The organism is Kordia sp. (assembly GCF_965283645.1).
In the GTDB taxonomy this organism is placed as follows: domain Bacteria; phylum Bacteroidota; class Bacteroidia; order Flavobacteriales; family Flavobacteriaceae; genus Kordia.
This window is the reverse complement of record NZ_CBDIPG010000001.1, coordinates 4,457,128-4,478,694: the sequence shown is the minus strand read 5'-3', so window position 1 is coordinate 4,478,694 and position 21,567 is coordinate 4,457,128. Positions and strand designations below refer to the sequence as shown.

Sequence of the window (21,567 nt, the reverse complement as noted above, 5' to 3'; positions counted from 1 at the left end):
GATACATACGCTTAATTATTTTTATTAAAGCAGATTTACCATGTGCTTTTTAATGTTTTGATCTTCATAAATTTGACGTAGCATAGCAGTATACAACGTTGTAAATCTTTCATTTTTAACAAGATTACCAAAAAGAGATTCTTGTTTTATAAATGCCAAAGGATCGGTTTTGGTTTTTTTTGCTGCTTGATGAAGCTCACTACGCATAGCATCAACTATTTCAATTGACTGACCATTTTTGTCAATGCCTTTGTCACTGTAATAACACCATGCGGCAATCACCAAGGTTGCAAATTCTATATTTCCATGGATCGCTAAATTTTCATGAATGGTCGGAATTAAAAATTTTGGCAATTTTGCGGCACTTTCCGAACAGATACGACTTAGACTATCTTTAATAGTTGGATTTGCAAAGCGTTCCTCCAAACTGTCTTTGTAACTTTTTAGATCAATACCTTTTACTTCGTCCAAAATAGGCGTTGCTTCTTTGTCCATAAAACGTCTTAAACATGTAACAAATATATCATCTTCCATACATTCATTAATCGTCTGAAAACCTTGAACAGCACCCAAGATACCCAACACAGAATGCCCTGCGTTTAGTAGACGAAGTTTCATTTTCTCATACGGTTTTACGTCCGATACAAATTGTACGCCTACTTTTTCAAATTCTGGTCGTCCATTCGAAAATTTATCTTCTACAATCCATTGCATGAAAGGTTCGCAAGTTACTGGCCATTCATCTTTAATTTCGTGTGTTTTTTCTAAATACGTTATAGCTGCTTTTGTAGTAACTGGTGTTATCCGATCAACCATACTATTGGGAAAACATACTTCGCTTTCAATCCAACTGGCAAGGTGTGCATCTTGTTTTTTAACAAATGAGAGTAACATGTTGCGAGCCATATCACCATTGTGCTCAATATTATCACAAGACATAATTGTAAATGGCGGCAATTTTGCATCGCGACGTTTTTTTAAGGCAGCTGTTAAAAACCCATATATTGTTTTTGGTTCATCAGGGAATTTTAGTTCATGTTGAATGTCTGGATTCTCGAAATCAAAATTGCCCGTAACAGGATTAAAATTGTATCCACCTTCCGTAATTGTGAGTGAAACAATCTTTGTGTCAGAATGCGCCATAAGTTCTATAACAGCTTCAGGATTATTGAAACCGAGTTTAAAATCGATTATTGAACCTATAATTTGAGACGCTGTTTTTCCATTGGGATGTTTCACCATAAGCGTATAGAGATTGTCCTGTTGTTTGAAAACTTCAGCCATTTTAGTATCTCCTTCTCTTAAGCCAACACCACATATTCCCCATTTCTGGGAATTAGATTGTTCTAAAAGTTTGTGTGTGTATACTGCTTGATGCGCTCTGTGAAAACCACCAACACCTATGTGTATGATTCCTGCTTTTAAAACACTTCGATCAAATGTCGGTACCGAAATTCGATCTTCAATTTCAACTAAATTCTTTTGATTAAGTGCTAAGGTGTTTTTCATTAGTGCTTTTCTTTTCGTCTATTTTACTAAGTATGCTCTTAGTTATTTTTTTGTATGAATTCTTGAATCCTATTTTCATCTACTTTATGAGTTCCGCCATTTTTAGTAGCTAATAGTGAGCCTGTGGCACATGCAAATTGTAAGGATTCTTCCCAAGATACATCATTCAACATTTTATACACTAAAGCGGCTAAAAAGGAATCACCACTTCCCACGGTATCTTTAACTTCTACTTGAAATCCTTTTTGATGCAACAGTAAACCATCGTGCATACAATACGCACCATTTTTCCCTGCGGTTATGATTAGAGTTTCAATGTTAAATTTATTAATAATGAAAGACATCTTGTCTTTTACATCTTCTTTTAGATTATACCAACCCGTAATTTCGTCTAATTCATCATCATTCATTTTTACAATAGTTGCTTTATGCAGCAGTTTTTCTATGATAGCTGGTTGATAAAATGGAGCACGTAAATTCACATCAAAAACTGTTTTTTTTGCTTTTTCAATGAGTTGTAATAAGATTTCAAAATTGTGCTCACTTCTACACGCTAAACTTCCAAAAATTAATACGTCAGCTTGTGTAACAGCACGTTTACTTTTTTCATCAATAAACAGCGCATCCCAAGCAACATTTTCTACTATAGTATAGTTTGCATTTCCATTTGCGGATAATTTTATGTCAACTGTGCTGGTAGGCAACGTGTTACTCGTGTGAATAAAATCTGTAGCTATATTATTTTGAATTAAAAAATCTTTCAGTTCTTCTCCTAAAGCGTCATTACCTATTGCGCTTATTATTTGTGCGTTCAATCCTAGGTTATTGGCATGAAAACAAACGTTTAGAGGTGCGCCACCAGCTATCTTATGCGTAGGAAAGACATCCCAAAGGACTTCACCAAAACAAATGATCTTATTTTTCTTCATTAGTATTTAACCTTCTTTTTAAACAAAACTTCCTGTTTAGTATAGTATTAATCAGTAGTTATAGCTACTTCATCAAGTCGTCGTTGTTCTAAATCAGATGTTATCTTAGCCATTTTTTTCTTTGTTAACGGATAAAACAGCATGATTCCAGCTCCAATTACCGCAACAATACCAGGCACCCAACTCATTAGCATTTTTATACCAGGAATTGCGCCTTCAATTGAAGCAGCGTCCTGACCATTATAGTGGAAGTAACCTAAAATCACTCCAGTTATAGCACCAGCAATACCTCCTCCAAATTTAGTTGCAGTTGATCCAGCTGAGTAAATAAGTCCTGTAGCTCTTCGGTTATTTTTCCATTCTGAATAATCTGCAACATCACCTAACATTACAAAGGTTAAACTAGAAAAGAAAGCTCCTATGAGTTCTGAAAGTAACCCAATTACAAATATTAGGACAACAGCAGTTGAATCGCAGAAAATTAAAAGGGATATCACAACTCCAGAAACAAGCAACGAATAAATAAACATTTTACGTTTCCCGTATTTATTACTTAATGGAGTCATTAAAATTGCACCTACAATAGAGACCAACATTAAGCCTACAAGATAGGATGCTGCCAATAATTGGTTGTGCAAATAATGGGTAAAATAGATAATGACAATACCTTGTTTAATGGCGTTATAAGAACTTGAAAATAACGCCGTAATAAGTAATGCCCACCACGGTCTATTGCTAAGTAAATCCTTAAAATCTTGTTTTAAATTAGTTTTCTGGTTTTTTAGTGGTAGTACGCGTTCTCTTGTCGTATAGAAGGTAACAATCATTAAAAGCGCCAGCACAACAGACATTATACGCATAGAATAACTATAGCCTCTTTTTTGATCAATTATTCTTAGATTTTCAGAAGTTAAATTAGATTCTCCTGCTACTATAAAGGAATACGTTTTTCCAGATTCCATGTTGAAACTCTTACTAGCGGTAGGTTCATCTTTCAAATCAGAATTATTATTCCATTTAAAAGTGGCGATTCCGTCTTCCGTTTTAACATTCACATTATTTACATCTCTTGTGGCAGCAATGTCAACTTTATATGTATTGTTCTCCAGTTGTAAGACTTCGATCGAAGGATCTACATTTCCGAAATAGGCAATAAGAAAAAGCAGTGCTCCCTGAACAAGAATTCCTCCTCCAAAGGCACCTACCATTCTATATGATCCAATACTAGTTCGTTCTTTGTCATCACCAGTCATCACTGCCATCAACGCACCATAAGGTATGTTATTGGCTGTGTACATGAGCGTAAAAAAGAGATACGTGATGTATGCATAAATAATTTTTCCAGAAGCACCAAAGTCTGGGCTAGAAAAAAGTAGTACTAAGCTTATCGCTAAAGGAATAGCTGTCCAGAGAATCCAAGGTCGAAATTTCCCATATTTTGATTTGGTACGATCACCAATTACACCCATTAAAATATCACTGATACCATCGCTAAAACGCGCTGTTAAAAATAGCACGCCTACTGTCACTGGATCTAATCCAAACACGTCGGTATAGAATATGAACAAAAACGTTCCTACACCTCGCCAACCAATATTAGCGGCTGCATCTCCTAATCCATAACCTATTTTCTCCTTAATAGAAACTTTATTTCTCATAATCGTATCATTGTTATTGGACTATTTCAAGTAGACCTTTTGCTAAAATAGTATTAGATGCAGCTCCTACTAGGATCTCAAATTGTCCTGGCTCAACTATCCAATTTTCTGTTTTTACATCCCAAAATGCAAAGTCTCTTTCCGTTAATGTAAACTGTAAGGTTTTTTTAGCTCCTGCATTTAATTGTATTTTCTGAAAATCTTTCAATTCTTTTAAAGGACGTTCTACAGAAGATGCTATATCACGAACATATATTTGGACTATTTCCTGTCCAGCCATCGTTCCAGTGTTTTTAATATCAATTGTAAAATTGAGCGATGCACCTACTTTGATTGATGCTTGTTCTAGCTTCAAATTACTGTATTCATATGTTGTATACGACAAGCCAAAGCCAAAATTGTATAGTGGTTCAATCGCTTTATGCTCGTACCAACGGTACCCAACAAATACACCTTCATCATATTTTACATCAATTATTGGATCTATAATTTTATGATCTTCTTGCCAACCTGTGTACAGTGCTGCACCTTCAGGAATGTAACCATATCCTGGTGAATCTTTAAATGTTTTTTCAATGGTAATCGGCAGTTTACCAGATGGATTAGTCATACCAGCGACAATTTCAGCGAAAGCTTTAAACCCAATTTGTCCAGGATACCAGCTGTAAATTAAGCCTGCAATTTCATCGTTCCATTTGGTCATATTCATGCCACTACCAGAACTGACAGCTACAATAGTATTTTTATTTAGAGAAGCTATGTTTTTGATTTCGTTATTAACCGTTTCTGGAAAATCAAACGATTTATCCCATCCTTCAGAATCAAAAGTCCCAGCACTATAAATTACATAATCAGCATTTTTAATTGACTGATTATCGGGACTTTCGATGTAAACCACTTTGTCTCCATACACTTCTTTAAGTGCTGCAAGCATGGTTACATTATTATAGCCTTTAACTTCTGCGGCACCTCCACCACAAGGAATTTTATCCGAATATTCGCCCGTAAGTAAAATTGAAATGTCTGCTGATTTATTTATCGGTAACACACCGTTGTTTTTTAGCAGTACCATACTTTCTCGCGCCGTTTGAAGTGCAACCTGAATATGATCATCGAAATTTTCAAAATAGCTCGTATCTTTTACGGGACGTTCCAAAAGTCCTATCGCTATTTGTGTGGTTAGTATATTAGTGACCATTCTATCAATGTCTGCTTCTTCAACTTTACCTTCGTCGATAAGCGATTTTGCGCTAGAACGCAAAAAGAATTCATCTTTCTTCGTATACTCAGGATAGTCTTCTCTAGGCTCACCTGGCATGTCCAAGTCAAGCCCCGATTTTATGACTTTCTCAGCGTCCCATACAGACCACCAATCACTCATCACTAACCATTTAAAACCTAAATCTTCGCGTAAAAGTCCTGTGATTACATCTTTGCTTTGACCTGCATATTCACCATTTACTAAGTTATAGGAAGTCATCACAGCCATTGCACCTGCATTGACACCTGCTTCAAAAGCTGGCATGTAGATTTCACGTAATGCTCTATCATCTACTATAGAATTGGATGTTCTTCTTTTATAGTCTGTATTATTGGCAATAAAATGCTTTAACGTAGCTATGGTACCTGTTTCTTGCATGCCTACTACATAATTTTCTACCATACGTGCCGCTAAATATGGATCTTCGCCAAAGTATTCAAAGTTTCTACCGTTTTGAGATATTCTGTAAATGTTCATTCCTGGACCTAACAAAATTGCTATTTCTCCAGCTCTACATTCTTCGCCGATAGATTTTGCATAAATATTTGACAATTCTGTATTCCACGTACTCGTTAAGGCAATAGGGCTAGGAAAAGCTACCGATTTTTCAAGTTGATTGGGAAGCTCAGGTCGTATGTTAACTCCTTGTGTAGCATCGGATAAATACAGCGCAGGTATATTAAATTTTTCGAACCCTTTTGTGTAAAACCAGTTATAACCACCTATTATTGAGATTTTCTCATCAATAGTCATTTGATTAAGGATTTCTATGGCTTGTTTTTTTGCATCGTTGTAAGCAATTGGAGGTGTAAACGGTTTAAACATAGTTTCGTATTCTTGAATAGTTGGTTTTATATTTTGAGCATCACAAAAACCTATTAATTGCTGTATAGCAAACTTTGATTTTTGGGTAAAGTTTAATTGTGTTTTTTATTTAGAACGCAGTTATCTTATCAGTCTTCTTCCCAAAAACCTTCTATTTCTTCAAGTGTTTTTCCTTTCGTTTCAGGAATGTATTTGTACGTAACAAACACAATAACAAGGATGAACGCTATAAATATGAAATAAGGTAACGAACCATTCCACGTTGGACCATTATTTACATCACTTCCCATCACTACAGGAAACGATTGTGAAACCACATAGTTTGCCGCCCATTGTGCCGCAACAGCAACAGACATAGCTACACTTCTAATTTTGTTTGGAAACATTTCTGATAATATTACCCAAACTACAGGTCCCATTGATAAGGCAAACGAGCCTATGAATATTAAAACTCCTAGTAATGATATGATTCCAACTGATTGTTGTTGCAAGCTAACGCCTAGTAATAAAAATCCGAGAATCATTCCTGCTGAACCTATGTAAATAAGTGGTTTTCTACCAAATTTATCTACTGTAAACATCGCTACAAATGTGAATATTAAGTTGACAAATGCCAATAATATTTGTTGCGCCAATACATCTTCTTTTCCAAAACCCAATGCTTTTTCAAAAATATCTGCACCGTAATACAATACGGCGTTAATTCCTGTAAATTGTTGTAAAACAGACAATACAGTTCCGATAATGATGATTCCTAAAATTACTTTTGAAAAGTAATTTACTTTTACTTTATCCGTACTTTTTGAGAGTGACTCTTTAATGTCTTCTAATTCTTTTGTGGCAACTTCTTCTTCATGAATTTTGTGTAACACCGCTAATGCTTCTTCATCTCTTCCTTTCAATGCCAACCAACGTGGGCTTTGTGGTACAAAAAACAAAAGTGTTAAAAATAAGACACTCGGAATCAATTCTGACCAAAACATGCGTCTCCAACCAAGTTCAATGTTTTGTGTTTCTGACAAACTGTTTCCAATGAAATAGGTGGCTAAAAACACCACGAAGAATCCAATTACTATGGCTAATTGATAATAGGTTACCATTTTTCCACGAATATCACTTGGCGTAATTTCGGCAATGTACATGGGCGCGTTCATAGAAGCGATACCAATACCCAAACCGCCAATAATTCTAAAAAACACCAATGCAGAAACTGTTTGCGGGAATAATTCTGGCAATCCTGAACCATATGCTGAGAATGAAAAAAGAATAGCCGAAATAATCAACGATTGCTTTCTTCCGAACTTAACACTTAACGGTCCGGCAACAATGGCTCCAACAAAACAACCTAATAATGCACTACCAACTACCCAACCTTTCATGACATCGTCTAACACAAAAAATTTACTTAAGTAAAATTGTGCTCCGTTGATGACTCCTGTATCATAACCAAATAACAATCCGCCCAACGCTGAGACGGCAGTTATGAGTAGTAAAAAAGTTTTTTTAGACATAGTTATTAATTTATGGTTGCTAGTGTATTAATTTTTACTAAAAGTAGCGCGATAATAAAATAGAAATGTGATAAATCGAGCAAATTATAAAACAAATGATGCATCCGCATTTCTATTGGAAAAAATAATGGCTACAACATATTTAATTCAAGCTTCTTCAAAAGAAATTCAAATTTTAATACTATATTTCATCAAACGATAGCTACTTTACAAAATGACTCCATTTCAACATTTAATAAAATTTAGATACTATTTAATTGCCGTTTTAGGTATGTGTGTTTTTGCTTGTGTTTCCAAAACTGATACGAATCGTACAAGCGAACATCAATATACGAATGAATTGATTAATGAAACAAGTCCGTATTTATTACAACATGCACACAATCCTGTTAATTGGAAATCGTGGAATCCAAAAACGCTTGCCCAAGCTAAAGAAGAAAATAAATTAATTATTATTTCTGTCGGGTATTCTGCCTGTCATTGGTGTCATGTAATGGAAGATGAAAGTTTTAAAAATGATTCAGTTGCCAAGTTGATGAATGATAAATTTATCAGTATTAAAATTGATAAGGAAGAACGACCCGATATTGATCAAATATATATGAATGCAGTGCAATTGATGACAGGAAGTGGTGGCTGGCCATTAAATTGTATTACTTTGCCAGATGGACGCCCAATTTTTGGCGGCACTTATTTTACCAAAAAACAATGGATGAAAGTACTCAACGATATTTCATCCTTATATGAGAAAAATCCTGAAAAAGTATTGGAGTTTGCTGAAAAACTAACGGAAGGTATTCAAAAATCTGAGTTAATTACACTTAATAAAGAAGCTACACCATTTACAGTTGAAACGATTGATTCGTATGTAAAAACTTGGAATTCCTATTTAGATTTTGATAAAGGTGGACAAAAAACACAACTAAAGTTTCCAATGCCTACCAACTTGAAATTTCAATTACGATATGGAATTCAAAATAATGATAAAAAAGTTCTAGCATATGTAAATACAACACTTAAAATGATGGCGTATGGTGGTATATACGATCAAATTGGTGGTGGTTTTTCAAGATATTCGACAGATAAGAAATGGCATGTTCCACATTTTGAAAAAATGCTGTATGACAATGCGCAATTGGTGAGTTTATATTCTGAGGCGTATTTGGCAACAAAAAATGAAGTATACAAAGAAGTAGTTGAAGAAACGCTTACGTTCATAAAACGTGAATTAACAACTGCCAACGGAGCTTTTTACTCTTCGCTAGATGCAGACAGCGTGACCGAAACGAACGAATTGGAAGAAGGTGCTTTTTATCGTTGGACGAAAGCTGAATTGGAAGCAATTATTGGTGATGATTTTAAGCTTTTTAAAGAATATTACAATGTCAATTCATATGGAAAATGGGAAGATGGATTTTATATTTTAATTCGAAAAGATGCAAAAGCGGATTTTGCGGTAAAAAATAATCTTGAAATTGATACGCTTAACGCGAACATACAACGTTGGAAAAAATTACTATTTGAAGAACGAGAAAAAAGAACACCTCCACGATTGGATGATAAAGTTTTAACTTCTTGGAATGCATTGATGCTACAAGGATATGTAGATGCGTATCGTGTTCTTGGAAAAACTGAATATTTAGAAGCGGCAAAAAAGAATGCAAATTTTATCCTCCAAAATCAACTTAGATCTGATGGCGGATTAAATCATACTTATAAAGATGGAAAAAGTAGCATTAATGGTTATTTAGAAGATTATGCGGCTGTAATTGAAAGTTTTATTGCCTTATATCAAGTGACATTTGACGAAACTTGGTTACAAAAAGCAAAAGAATTGACAGATTATAGTATTGCACATTTTAAAGATGAAACCACGCAAATGTTTTTCTTTACATCTAACAAAGATGTTGATTTAATTGCCCGAAAGACCGAAGTAAACGACAATGTAATTCCTGCTTCTAATTCAATTATGGCAAATAATTTATTCAAATTGAGTCATTATTACAGCAACAAAAACTATACGCAACAAGCAACTCAAATGCTAACGAATATGATGCCAACTATTGGCAATTCGCCTTCTTCGTATTCAAACTGGTTGCAATTGATGTCAAACTATGCAAATCCATATTTTGAAGTCGCGATTGCAGGCAAAAACGGACTGGAAAAAGCACAGCAATTAAACAATCATTATCTACCTAATATTCTGATTGCAGGTGCATTATCTAAAAGTACAATTCCACTCATGGAAAATCGTTTTGTTGAAGATGAAACCTACATTTATGTTTGTGTAGACGGAACGTGCAAACTTCCTGTAAAAGAAGTTGAGAAAGCTTTTGAACTGCTAAAAGTTAATTAATTTTTGAATTCATCTGTAGCAAAATCTTAAAAATATATTTCAAGCGTAAACGTGTATTCATGCTATTCTCACTATCAAAATGATAAAATTTAATATATTCTATTTACGATTTGGGTAACAAATTCTAAAGCTGTGAACTTTCCTATTATTAACTTAATTTTTTATTATGAAAAAACAGAATTTAAAAAGTTTAACGCTTAACAAAAAATCAATTTCTAGTTTGAAAGCAGCCGTTGTAACTGGAGCCGCTCCAAATACACAAACGTACTGCAATTGCCAAGCACCAGCACCAGAACCACTAACAATAGAAACGTATTGTTGGGGAACTTCCGGTCTTTATAGATGCGGTGCGCAATAAATTAATGTGAATTGAAGATTACTTAGGCAGCGAGCTTCGGCTCGCTTTTTTTTATTCTCAAATGTTTCCTAATTGTACAATTATTATTTATATCTTAATAAAAATTAAAACTATAAATCATGAAAAAAAGATCATCACAAAGTTTAACATTAAACAAAAAATCAATTAGTAAATTAGATAGCTTGGTTGTCACAGGTGGCGCACTTAGCTCACTACGAGAAACGTTTCCGTTAGGTGTCTGCACTTGTAATTATACATGTCATTCCGTTGAAATTTGCCCAACAAAAATGGAAACTGCAGAATAAGCTTGTACTTGCAAATAATTTATAATCTCTTTGTATAAAAAATATTGAGAGATTTTTTATACGCTTAGTAATCTTTTCAGATATTCGTACAAAAAAATCACAAAATTGCAGTTCATCTTCCTTTCTTTGCAGTTAATCTATTGGAAAAATGCAATATTTTAGGAAAAAAGTTGTTATTTTTGTGTTCACTTTGAAAGAATTATAAGATTTTTTGAATCTAATTCTGACGATGACATTCATGTTTTTTCTACACTGATTACCCCCAAATCAAGTAAACTACATCGTGAATTCTCTTAGGTATATATAGCTCTTTTTTAGTGTTTAAAATGAATTTAACCAATTTTTAAAAAATTAAAAACCACCTGGTAAACTGTTGTAAATAAAAGGATTTCGTGAAATTCGAATTTCAAATCTATTTTATTTTTTATTTTTCTTAAGGAAAGAAATGAATTGACAAAAAAGACACAGCTATCACATTTATGTGTTGTAAAAATAACAAACACTTGTTAGTTTTATTTGTGCTTTTAATTCATAAAAACCTAAAAATCAATAGTTAAAATTATTTTTGTGAGTTTTTTTTTATATTTTTATGCTGTGAAAATACAAATTACCATATTATTATTTTTCATTTTTGCCTTTAACCTACACGCTAATGTTTCAAATAAAACGAATGATCAGCTACAGGATAATATTACCTCAAATGTAGCTCCTAATCAAGGAGAGCAATCGAGTTCTTTTATTATAAATCCAGAAAATGGTGGTTCAGGGACTTTAAAAAGTAGCATAAATTCAATTTTAAGCTATTCTATATTTATCTTTTTCTCTGTTTTAATCATTATATTAATTGACAACAGAAACTTAGAAAAACGCTACAAGAAGTTAGTTTCTGAGTTTAAACATAAAGATCCACTCTTATAAAAAATACAATCCACAAAAAAAGTCGAATATTGCTATTCGACTTTTTTTGTATTGTATGTTTAAGGAATTAATTAATTGATTCCTTTAATAATATCGTATTTCGTAATGATATGATATTTGTCATTTCCTAAATCAACCAAAACCGCCTGATTATCTTTTGTGATAAGTTTAGAAATATCATCAATAGAAGCATTTTTATGTACTACAGGAAATGGTTTTTCCATAATATCTGAAATGTATACATCACTAATATCTTTGTTTTCCATATATTTTGCAAACAATGCAGTTTCATCAACCGAACCTACAAAACCTTCAGTATCAACTACAGGAATTTGAGATATTTTGAATTTTCGCATACGCTCGATTGCATGTGAAACCAATTCTCCTGTTTTCACCGTTACCAATGGTTTGCTATGATGATCTTTAATTAAATCCGCCGCCGTAGAAACTTCTTCTTCTAAGAAACCACGCTCACGCATCCAATCATCATTAAACATTTTTCCAACATATCTACTTCCATGATCATGAAATAACACAACCACAACATCATCTTTTGTAAAATGCTCTTTTAACTGCAATAATCCTTTAATAGCCGAACCTGCAGAGTTTCCTAAAAACATTCCTTCTTCTTTCGCCAAACGTTGCGTGTATACTGCCGCATCTTTATCGGTTACTTTCGTAAATCCATCAATAATATCAAAATTTACATTTTTTGGTAAAATATCTTCCCCAATACCTTCTGTGATGTATGAATAGATTTCATTTTCATCAAAAATTCCAGTTTCATGATATTTCTTAAACACAGAACCATACGTATCAACTCCCCAAATTTTTATATCCGGATTTTGTTCTTTTAAGTATTTTCCAACACCAGAAATAGTTCCTCCTGTTCCAACTCCAACAATAAAATGTGTTATTTTCCCGTCTGTTTGTTTCCAAATTTCTGGACCAGTACTTTCATAATGCGCTTTGGCGTTACTTGGATTATCATATTGGTTTACATACCAAGAATTCGGAGTTTCTTCTCCTAAACGCTTTGAAACTGAATAATATGAACGTGGATCGTCTGGCTCAACAGCTGTCGGACAAACCACCACTTCAGCGCCAACGGCACGTAAAATATCAATCTTTTCTTTTGATTGCTTATCAGCCATTACACAAATTAATTTGTATCCTTTTACAACAGCCGCTAATGCTAATCCCATTCCGGTATTTCCAGAAGTTCCTTCAATAATAGTTCCGCCTGGCTTCAAACGTCCGTCTGCTTCTGCATCTTCAATCATCTTTAACGCCATTCTATCTTTTACAGAGTTTCCTGGGTTAAATGTTTCGTATTTTGCCAATACCAAAGCATCAACATCTTTCACTAAAGCATTCATTTTCACCATTGGCGTATTTCCAATAGTACCTAATATATTTTCTGCGTATTCCATTCTTGTATTTTGATGCCGCAAAGATACAAACTCTCTTTAAATTTATGTTACCGAATTGAAAAGTCTTGTAGAACTGTAATTTAAATGTAGTAATTGATTATTTATTGAAACTTAATCGCTTTTACAGGTGTAATTTTTGTGATGATGTACGAAGGTATAATTAGCATTAATACACATAAAATGAGCGTTCCTATGTTGAGTGCTACAATATGCCAAAGTTCAATATGTGTAGGAATGATGGTTGTGTGATACTGTTCTGGATTTGGAAATTTTAAAAACCCAAAAGCACGTTGCGCCCAAATAAGTCCGATACCAATAACGTTTCCGAATAGTAATCCGATTGCAATTAAATACGTTGCATTGTACAAAAATATTTTTCGAATACTCCAATCGTTGCTCCCTAATGATTTTAAAATCCCAATCATTGGTGTTCTATCTAAAATCAACACTAATAACGCTGTAATCATATTAATTCCTCCAACGATAATTATAATTCCGATGATTAAAAATATATTGACATCAAATAATGAAATCCATTCAAAAATAAACGGAAACTTACTTATAACGCTTTGTGTATTTAAATTTGATGGAACAACACTATAAATTTCATCATCTTTTTGTTGAATAGTTTCAAAATCATCCAGAAAAACTTCAAAATTTCCAATTTGATCTTTCTCCCATTTATTCATTCGTTGAATATGGCGAATATCAACCAACATTACATTTTCATCAAACTTTTGAAATCCAGATTCGTAGATTCCAACAATTTCAAATGTACGTTCGTTTGGTATTTCGCTTGTATTTTCTTTTAAGAATAACGTTTTGAAAGTATCACCAAGTTTAAATTCTAAACGTCGTGCCAAATATCTTGAAATTAATATTTCTCTATTTTCGCGCTTTTCGGAAACATTTGGCAAACGTCCTTCTTTTAAAAAATCTTCAAAAGGTTTCCAATTATAATCTTTTCCAACACCTTTAGCTAATACGCCTTCAAATGTTTTTTCGGTGCGAATAATTCCAGCTTTTGTAGCAACTGCCTGAATGTGTTTTATACCTTCAACTTGCGTGAAATTTGGATAAAACTCTTGTTTTGAATCTACAGGAAATAAGGAAACTTCCGAATCATTATTGTCAAAAGTAGAAATTTGAATGTGTCCATTAAATGCTGAAACTTTTTCTTGAATCGTTTTTTGCAATCCCATTCCTGTTGCAATTGCAACCATCATCATCACAATACCAATTGCAATAGCCGCAATAGCAATTTTTATGATGGTAGCCGATACACTACTTTTATATTGTTTTGCCTTAATAATACGTTTGGCAATAAAAAACTCGTAATTCAAATTCAAGAATGGTTTAATAGATTTTTCAAAAATACATTTTTATTGTTGTTATCAATCGGATTTTTCACAAGATATGACGCCAAAACAACACAAAACATAAAGAAAGCTGAAGCAACTGTCATAAGTTTAATTTCAGAAACGAAAAAAGTAACTTGTTATACTTACAATATCAAAATGTCAGTTTGAGTGATTTTTGATAGAAAATAGTATCGAGAACTGCATTCACAGCTTTTACATTTACATTCAACATTTAGCGTTTTAAATTTTATTCTTCTCTTCAATCCAAAGTGACATGTATTTTGTACTTTTTGTCGTGTGTAATTGTAACATACTTCCAAAAAAGTTTTGCATACGATGTGTTTCTAAGTTTTTAATTGTTGAATGAATTTTTTCAAGTAATTGTTGTTGAAACACTTCTTTTCGATAGCGCGTTGAAAGAATTTTAAAACCATTTTGTTGCGCTTTTACCCAACGATTTTTATCTGTGTATAATTCCACAGTTTCGTTGATTAAGGTTTCAATCTCATCGGAAACAATTCCGTTCCAAGGTACATTTCCATGCATTCCTTCTGCGCCAATTGTTGTGGTTACACAAGGTGTTCCGTTTTGCATTCCGTCAATAAATTTCCCTTTTAAACCTGCGCCAAAACGCAATGGTGCGAGTAAAATTCTAGCTTTTAAAATGACTTCCGAAGCACTTTCTGCACGACCGTGCACGAAGAATTTTTCTTTCGGTTGATTGAGTTGCAAACTGTCTTGTTTTGCATACGAACCGTACACATGCATTTCCGTTTTGGGTAGTTTTTTTCGTAAAATTGGCCAAACTTCTTTTTTTAAATACAACACCATATCACGATTTGGCGCATGTAAAAAGTTTCCTATTGTAACGAAATGTTCTCGTGCTTCAAAACTTGGCAATGTTTCAATTTTTTCGTTCGTAATTGTCTCCAACATAAATGGAATGTATAACAACAACGAAGTGTCAATTTTAAATTCATTGATCAACATATCGCGTTCTACTTCTGAAATTAGCAACGAAATATCACAACGTAATATACTTGCAATTTCGCGTTGTGCAAGGTTGTAACTTTTTAGTTGATCAATATGAAATTTTTTGTCATCTTTCAATGCTTGATGTCGCGCTTTTCGCAAACTGTGCAAATCTTCTGTATCTAGCATTCGCAACGCATTTGGACATTGTTCTGCAACGCGCCAACCAAATTGTTCTTCCATCATAAAACGGTCAAACAGAACGATTGACGGATTCAAATTTTGTATAAAACTATCAAAGCCCGAATCGTTAACTTGAATCGTTTTTGCAGCAATTCCAATCTGACGTAAGTCAAAAGAAATTTCACTTTTTGCCGCTGGACAAGCAAATGTAACTTCCCAATTTTCAGCTCTAAACAGTTGTAATAATTGCAACATCCGAGTTCCTGCGGCAGAAGAATTTGGCTCTGGCCACACGTATCCAATGACTAAAACGTGATGATTCATATTCTGTACATGAGATTACTCATCCGAATTTAACGTAGTTGGCGGACGATATTTGTTGAATGGAATTTTTAATAAACTTTTTAAGCTTGCATTTTCGGACGCATCCGGATAGGTATCAACTCCGTACACCAATGTTTCTGGATCTTTTGTAGCGAATGTTTGAAATATTCGATCCCAAATTGAAAAGATATTTCCGTAATTGGTATCTGTATATGGCAATGTATGATGGTGATGAACTTTGTGCATATTTGGCGAAACAATTACGTAACTAATCCATTTGTCAACCACTTTTGGAATGGCAATATTTGCATGATTAAATTGTGATAAAACCACCGACATTGATTGGTATAACATAATTATTGCAACTGGCGTACCGACAATTACAACGCCCAATAAAGTAAATATAAAACGAATGACACTTTCACCTGGATGATGACGATTTGCCGTCGTCGTGTCTACATGTGTGTCCGTATGATGAACCAAATGAAAACGCCACAATACAGGAACTCTATGTTCTACATAATGTGCCAACCAAGCACCAAAAAAGTCTAATAAAGCAACACCAATTAATACATACCACCAAGCAGATAAGGTTGGAAACTGAAGATCAATCCATTGTAAAATGCCAAATTTATTGGCAACTGCCCATTCTGAAGCTTCAAATAGCAAAAAAGCTAATAGAAAGTTGATTACAATTGTGGTGAGTGTAAAAAAGATATTGATTCCGGCATGATTGATTTTTTTATAATTAAATCGAATCAACGGAATTAGGTATTCTATAAGCCAAAAAAAAGCGATTCCGCCGATTAAAATTGCACTTCTGTGTGAAGATGGAATGGAATCAAAATAAGTTAAAATAGTATCCAAAATGATAAGATTTTATAGGTGTTGAACGATTATAAAGATACAGTTTTTCTTGAAATTTATCGAGATTTCCTTTTGCCTTTACTTTCCAAAACAGTCTTTAGTTTTTCGACAATATTGTAGGTTGCTGGACAAATAGGAATATTATGCATCGTAATTTCAGAAATCTTGTGAAACTTTTTTCGATTGGTATGTGGATATTCTCGACATGCTTTTGGACGAACATCATAAATCATACATTCATTATCGGCTCCTAAAAAATGACACGGCGCGCTTTGTAATACAAAATGATTGTCTTCATCAAAAAATAAAAACTGACTTATAAATTGATGTTCTTTCATTTTAAAATGCTTTGAAATACGAGCAATATCAGCATTTGTAAAAATAGGGCTTGTCGTTTTGCAGCAATTGGCACATTCCAAACAATCTGTTTTTTCAAATTCTTCTTCGTGCAATTCCTGCATAATGTAGTCTAAGTTTTTGGGAACTTTCTTTTTTAGCTTGATAAAGAATTTTTTGTTCTCCACTTCAACATCTTTTGCGAGTTTGGGAAGTTCATTTATAAAATCTTGCATGTGCTTTTCCTATTTGAAAACAAAGGTAAACGATATTTTTTGTTTTTGTTGGGTAACAAATAGTTTCCTGTGGAACTTGAAGATGAATATCAAAAGTAACAAATCATTTAAGATGTAAGTTTATCAGTGTGTGATTTGCGAAAACAATTTAATAGAATTAAGGGGTTACAGGTTAATTATTTAGGTTATAGTTAACAACAAGCAACGAGGAATACTTTGTATAAATCGTTGCTTTTTTTGTGTCTTTTAGTCAAATTTCAATTACTTGATGTACTTTTGTCTGCTAGCATTATTTGTATGAAAGACTTATTTGGAAAAGCCATTTTAGATTATCAACAAGGAAATTATACGGAAGATTTAGTAACGGCAACTTCTATTTCTGAAGAAGATTCGTTGCCACTTCCCTATTTATTTCGATCGTATCCTGAAATGCCTGAAATAGAACAAACAGCGCTTCAACTTTCCAAAGGTAAAGTGTTAGATGTTGGTTGTGGTGCTGGAAGTCACAGTTTGTATTTGCAAAATGAACAAAATCTAGATGTAACTGCCATTGATGTTTCAAAAGCGGCTATTGAAGCCTGTAAACTCAGAGGAATTACAAACGCAATTGAAACTAATGTCTTAGATTTTTCTGGAAATTTTGACACCATTCTATTATTAATGAATGGCGCGGGCATGTGTGGAAAACTTAAAAATATTGCTAACTTTTTAAATCATCTTAAAACGTTATTGAATAAAGATGGACAAATTTTAGTTGATTCTTCAGATATCATTTATATGTTTGACGAAGATGAAGATGGTGGAAAATGGATTCCTTCTGAAAATGACTATTATGGTGAATTGCTCTATTATGTAAGTTACAAAGGCGAACATGAAGCACCTTTTCATTGGCTATACATTGATTACAACACATTACAAAATGCCGCACATGCGTGTGGTTTGCAATGTGAACTCTTACTTGAAGGAGAACATTACGATTATTTAGCCAAGTTGTATATTTAAGATTGCTAAGTGAAGTGAACGTTAATTGAGACTATATCCTTTATCTGCTAACTTATTAATCACGTTTTTGTACAATTCGCCACTCCATTGCATCGATATTTCGCCTTCTATTTTTGCCAATCCGTCTTTACTTGCAATCATTTTTTGCCCAGTTTCTGAATCGTAAAAATTTCCTATTTGTTGTCGTTGTATGTCTGTTAGCTTTGATGTATCGGTTATCATTTGTTTTGCCGCTGCAGATTCGTAAAACGTAGTCATTATTTTAATATCGTTCAACGTAAAATAAGCTTTGTACGCAGAAACCAAAATAGCTTTTACATCTTCAACCTGTTTCCCTTTTACACCTTCCAATTCTTTCCAAACAGCTTCTGGAATTTTATAATCTTTAAATTGTTTTCGTAACATTGTAAACATTCCATCAATAGCACCTTCGTATTGTTGTTGTGTTCCATTTATGGTTAAATAATGCTTTACATTTTCTACATACAGGTCAGTTTGTCCAAAAGAATTTTGCAAACCGCATAAAAATAAAACGGCAATAAACAGTTTTTTCATAGTTATAAAATAAAACGGGTAGGTGTTTTATATCTGGTACTTTTCAAATAGTATTCCAAAAACAGTACAAATATATTTTTTTATTGATCAACTTATTAAATTCCGAGAATTATTAAGAATAATCAAACAAATTTTACTGTAAATTAATAAAAAAGTGCTTAATATGTTATTTTTTTGTTAATTTCCCATCAAAAAACTTATTAAACCAAATCTATAACCAACTATTTACTATGAAAAAAATTACTCTTGTTGTACTGTTAGCCCTTATTTTTCAAGCAACAGCACAAAATTCTCAACGACCGCAACCTGAAAGTTGGAATCTTTCAGATATTGCAAAAGTAGCTCCTATTGAGCTTCCTAGACCTAATTTAGCGCCATTACAAGCAGAAGATGCTGTAAATGATTTAAATAAATCTATTCCTTGGCGATTTGGATACGATCATTTTGTGGATTATGGTGTAACAAATGCTGGAAAATGGCATACACTACCAAATGGAGATCGTATTTGGAGAATCAAATTTGTTTCGCCAGGTGCTTTAACAATGAACTTAATTTTTGATCGCTACAATATTCCTTTCGGTGGAAAAGTATATATCTACAGCGGTGACAAATCTCAAATTCTAAATGTATTTACACATCAACACAATAATCCTGAAGAAATTTTAGGAACTTGGATGGTTGATGGTGAAAGTATTTGGATTGAATATTTTGAACCAAAGAAAGTAACTGGTCAAGGACGTTTAAATATCGGAAATGTAATTCACGGATACAGAACCTTAACATTACCTGATACAGATGCAACAAATCCTGAAGCGTTAAATACTTCTGGTGCTTGTAACGTAGATGTAAATTGTGATATTACAGGGACTTCAGCTACTGCAAACGAAGTAAAAAATGATGTTAGAAAATCTGTTGGAATGATCGTTGTTGGTGGAAGTGGTAACTGTACAGGAGCTTTAGTAAATAATACAAACAATGATGGAACTCCGTATTTCTTAACTGCAAATCACTGTTTAGGTGGTTCGGTTGCAGGATGGGCTTTCCGTTTTAACTGGGCAAGTGACGAAGCTGACGCTGACTGTGCTACAACTGCTCCGAGTGTAGATAATTCTTTTATTCAAACAGCTAGTGGAGGAATTTTAAGAGCTTCTAACTCTGAATCCGATATGGCTTTGATAGAAATTACAGATGCTGCTTTTTTTGCTGCCAATCCAGATGTAGTTTGGGCAGGATGGAATCGTTCTACTACTGACGTACCAACGTTAGCTATAGGTATTCATCATCCAGATGGAGATATTCAAAAAGTATGTGTCGATTTAGATGGAGCTTACCGTAATTCCATAAATTTTAATGGAAATCCATCTACTGAAATTTGGCATATTGACGATTGGGATTTAGGTGTTACTGAGCCAGGCTCTTCAGGTTCTCCATTATTTAATCAAGACGGATTACTTATTGGAAAATTATCAGGAGGTTTTGCCGCATGTTCAGGAACTAATGATAACAATCTAGAAGATTGGTATGGACGTTTTGGAGTTTCTTGGGATTTTAGTTCTGTAAATTCTCAACAATTAAAATTCTGGTTAGATCCAGCTGGAACAAATCCTTTAACCTTAGGTCAATTCCCAGCACCGACAAATTTTGATGCTGCAGTTGATATTTTTGATGTTCCTCTTACTTTATGTGGAAATGGTATTACACCTAGAATACGTATTACTAATGAAGGAACTACACAATTAACAAGTGCAACTATTACATACCAATTAGATACAAATACACAAACAGTAATCAACTGGACAGGAAGTTTAGCCAATAATCAATTTGAGTTCGTTACATTACCAGAAATACCTGTAACTGGTGCTGGAGCACACTCTTTCACTGCTATGGTTTCAAATCCAAATGGAAATGCTGATCAGTTTACAACTAATAATACAGATGTGAGAGACTTTTCGTCTTCACAAGAATTTGAAGCAACAACTATTACAGTTATTATAACACCTGATCGTTATGGTGCAGAAACCACTTGGACATTAGAAGATTCTAACGGAACTCTTGTGGGTAGCGGTGGACCATATACAACAACAACTGTCACCGGAACACAGCCAGATGAAATTTCAGACATTGTAATTACTAACTTTAACGAATGTTATACTTTTACATTACTCGATTCATACAGTGATGGAATTTGCTGTTTATATGGAGCTGGAACATACAGATTAGAAGATCAAGATGATAATGTATTAATCAATGGTAATGGAAGTTTTGGAGCTAGTACTAGTAACGTATTTAAAGTAATTGCACCATTAAGCATTAGCGAAGAAGCATTAGCGAGTAACTTACATATTTATCCTAATCCGTCTGCTACTGACTTTACTGTTTCTGTAAGCAATTTTTCAAACTTAGCATATGAAATCAGTAGTGTTACTGGACAAAAAATACATGCAGGAACCTTTACAAATGGTTTAAACACGTTATCAATGCAACGTGAAGCCGCAGGTTTATATTTCATTAAAATCTTAGATATTGAAACAAACATAAGCATTACTAAAAAGATTATTAAATACTAAAAGAAGTATTAAAACTACTATTTTAAACATCCGTTTTTCTCAAGAAAGACGGATGTTCTTTTTTATACCAATTTTTAATCCAAGAAGTTTCTTGTAAATCT

17 protein-coding genes are annotated in these 21,567 nt (G+C 33.5%); 6 read left to right on the top strand and 11 right to left on the bottom strand.

Annotated elements, in window-relative coordinates; translation table 11 throughout:
- Positions 1-24 precede the first annotated feature (24 nt).
- The 5 genes from ACQ654_RS19955 to ACQ654_RS19935 form a co-directional block, all read right to left on the bottom strand.
- On the bottom strand, positions 25-1,509 hold the full coding sequence (locus ACQ654_RS19955) for a mannitol dehydrogenase family protein (RefSeq protein WP_430412104.1): 1,485 nt from the start codon (positions 1,507-1,509) through the stop codon (positions 25-27).
- A gap of 38 nt (positions 1,510-1,547) precedes the next feature.
- Positions 1,548-2,438 (bottom strand): carbohydrate kinase family protein, encoded by an 891-nt coding sequence (locus tag ACQ654_RS19950; RefSeq protein ID WP_430412103.1) that lies wholly within the window; start codon positions 2,436-2,438, stop codon positions 1,548-1,550.
- 47 nt (positions 2,439-2,485) lie between these two features.
- Positions 2,486-4,096, bottom strand: a complete 1,611-nt coding sequence (locus ACQ654_RS19945; protein WP_430412102.1) for an MFS transporter — start codon at positions 4,094-4,096, stop codon at positions 2,486-2,488.
- Positions 4,097-4,109: 13 nt separating this feature from the next.
- Positions 4,110-6,182: a beta-glucosidase gene (locus ACQ654_RS19940; RefSeq protein ID WP_430412101.1), complete on the bottom strand. Its 2,073-nt coding sequence runs from the start codon at positions 6,180-6,182 to the stop codon at positions 4,110-4,112.
- 128 nt (positions 6,183-6,310) lie between these two features.
- A complete protein-coding gene (locus tag ACQ654_RS19935) occupies positions 6,311-7,693 on the bottom strand; it encodes a sugar porter family MFS transporter (RefSeq protein ID WP_430412100.1) in 1,383 nt (460 codons plus the stop codon).
- A 214-nt stretch (positions 7,694-7,907) separates the two neighbouring features.
- On the opposite strand from ACQ654_RS19935, the gene ACQ654_RS19930 reads away from it, so the two are divergent.
- The 4 genes from ACQ654_RS19930 to ACQ654_RS19915 all read left to right on the top strand — a co-directional run bounded on the left by ACQ654_RS19930 (position 7,908) and on the right by ACQ654_RS19915 (position 11,630).
- On the top strand, positions 7,908-10,049 hold the full coding sequence (locus tag ACQ654_RS19930; protein ID WP_430412099.1) for a thioredoxin domain-containing protein: 2,142 nt from the start codon (positions 7,908-7,910) through the stop codon (positions 10,047-10,049).
- A 166-nt stretch (positions 10,050-10,215) separates the two neighbouring features.
- Positions 10,216-10,407 carry a hypothetical protein gene (locus ACQ654_RS19925; protein ID WP_430412098.1) on the top strand — a complete coding sequence of 64 codons (192 nt, stop codon included), beginning with the start codon at positions 10,216-10,218 and terminating at the stop codon, positions 10,405-10,407.
- A gap of 119 nt (positions 10,408-10,526) precedes the next feature.
- Positions 10,527-10,712 carry a hypothetical protein gene (locus ACQ654_RS19920; RefSeq protein ID WP_430412097.1) on the top strand — a complete coding sequence of 62 codons (186 nt, stop codon included), beginning with the start codon at positions 10,527-10,529 and terminating at the stop codon, positions 10,710-10,712.
- A 567-nt stretch (positions 10,713-11,279) separates the two neighbouring features.
- Positions 11,280-11,630, top strand: a complete 351-nt coding sequence (locus ACQ654_RS19915; protein ID WP_430412096.1) for a hypothetical protein — start codon at positions 11,280-11,282, stop codon at positions 11,628-11,630.
- Positions 11,631-11,701: 71 nt separating this feature from the next.
- Here ACQ654_RS19915 and ACQ654_RS19910 read toward each other — a convergent pair whose 3' ends face one another.
- The 5 genes from ACQ654_RS19910 to ACQ654_RS19890 all read right to left on the bottom strand — a co-directional run bounded on the left by ACQ654_RS19910 (position 11,702) and on the right by ACQ654_RS19890 (position 17,342).
- Positions 11,702-13,063: a pyridoxal-phosphate dependent enzyme gene (locus ACQ654_RS19910; protein WP_430412095.1), complete on the bottom strand. Its 1,362-nt coding sequence runs from the start codon at positions 13,061-13,063 to the stop codon at positions 11,702-11,704.
- 101 nt (positions 13,064-13,164) lie between these two features.
- Positions 13,165-14,406: an ABC transporter permease gene (locus ACQ654_RS19905; RefSeq protein ID WP_430412094.1), complete on the bottom strand. Its 1,242-nt coding sequence runs from the start codon at positions 14,404-14,406 to the stop codon at positions 13,165-13,167.
- Between the two features lie 258 nt (positions 14,407-14,664).
- The gene (locus ACQ654_RS19900; RefSeq protein WP_430412093.1) at positions 14,665-15,903 is read right to left on the bottom strand and encodes a glycosyltransferase; all 1,239 of its coding nucleotides are present in this window, start codon (positions 15,901-15,903) and stop codon (positions 14,665-14,667) included.
- Between the two features lie 15 nt (positions 15,904-15,918).
- A complete protein-coding gene (locus ACQ654_RS19895) occupies positions 15,919-16,770 on the bottom strand; it encodes a sterol desaturase family protein (protein ID WP_430412092.1) in 852 nt (283 codons plus the stop codon).
- 56 nt (positions 16,771-16,826) lie between these two features.
- Positions 16,827-17,342, bottom strand: a complete 516-nt coding sequence (locus ACQ654_RS19890; RefSeq protein WP_430412091.1) for a YkgJ family cysteine cluster protein — start codon at positions 17,340-17,342, stop codon at positions 16,827-16,829.
- Between the two features lie 297 nt (positions 17,343-17,639).
- Here ACQ654_RS19890 and ACQ654_RS19885 point away from each other — a divergent pair, with 297 nt between their 5' ends.
- Complete coding sequence (locus ACQ654_RS19885) at positions 17,640-18,344, top strand: class I SAM-dependent methyltransferase (RefSeq protein ID WP_430412090.1); 705 nt, start codon at positions 17,640-17,642, stop codon at positions 18,342-18,344.
- Positions 18,345-18,365: 21 nt separating this feature from the next.
- Here the strand turns inward: ACQ654_RS19885 and ACQ654_RS19880 are convergent, their stop codons facing one another.
- Positions 18,366-18,899, bottom strand: a complete 534-nt coding sequence (locus tag ACQ654_RS19880; RefSeq protein ID WP_430412089.1) for a DUF2059 domain-containing protein — start codon at positions 18,897-18,899, stop codon at positions 18,366-18,368.
- 230 nt (positions 18,900-19,129) lie between these two features.
- On the opposite strand from ACQ654_RS19880, the gene ACQ654_RS19875 reads away from it, so the two are divergent.
- Positions 19,130-21,466 carry a T9SS type A sorting domain-containing protein gene (locus tag ACQ654_RS19875; RefSeq protein WP_430412088.1) on the top strand — a complete coding sequence of 779 codons (2,337 nt, stop codon included), beginning with the start codon at positions 19,130-19,132 and terminating at the stop codon, positions 21,464-21,466.
- Positions 21,467-21,567 lie beyond the last annotated feature (101 nt).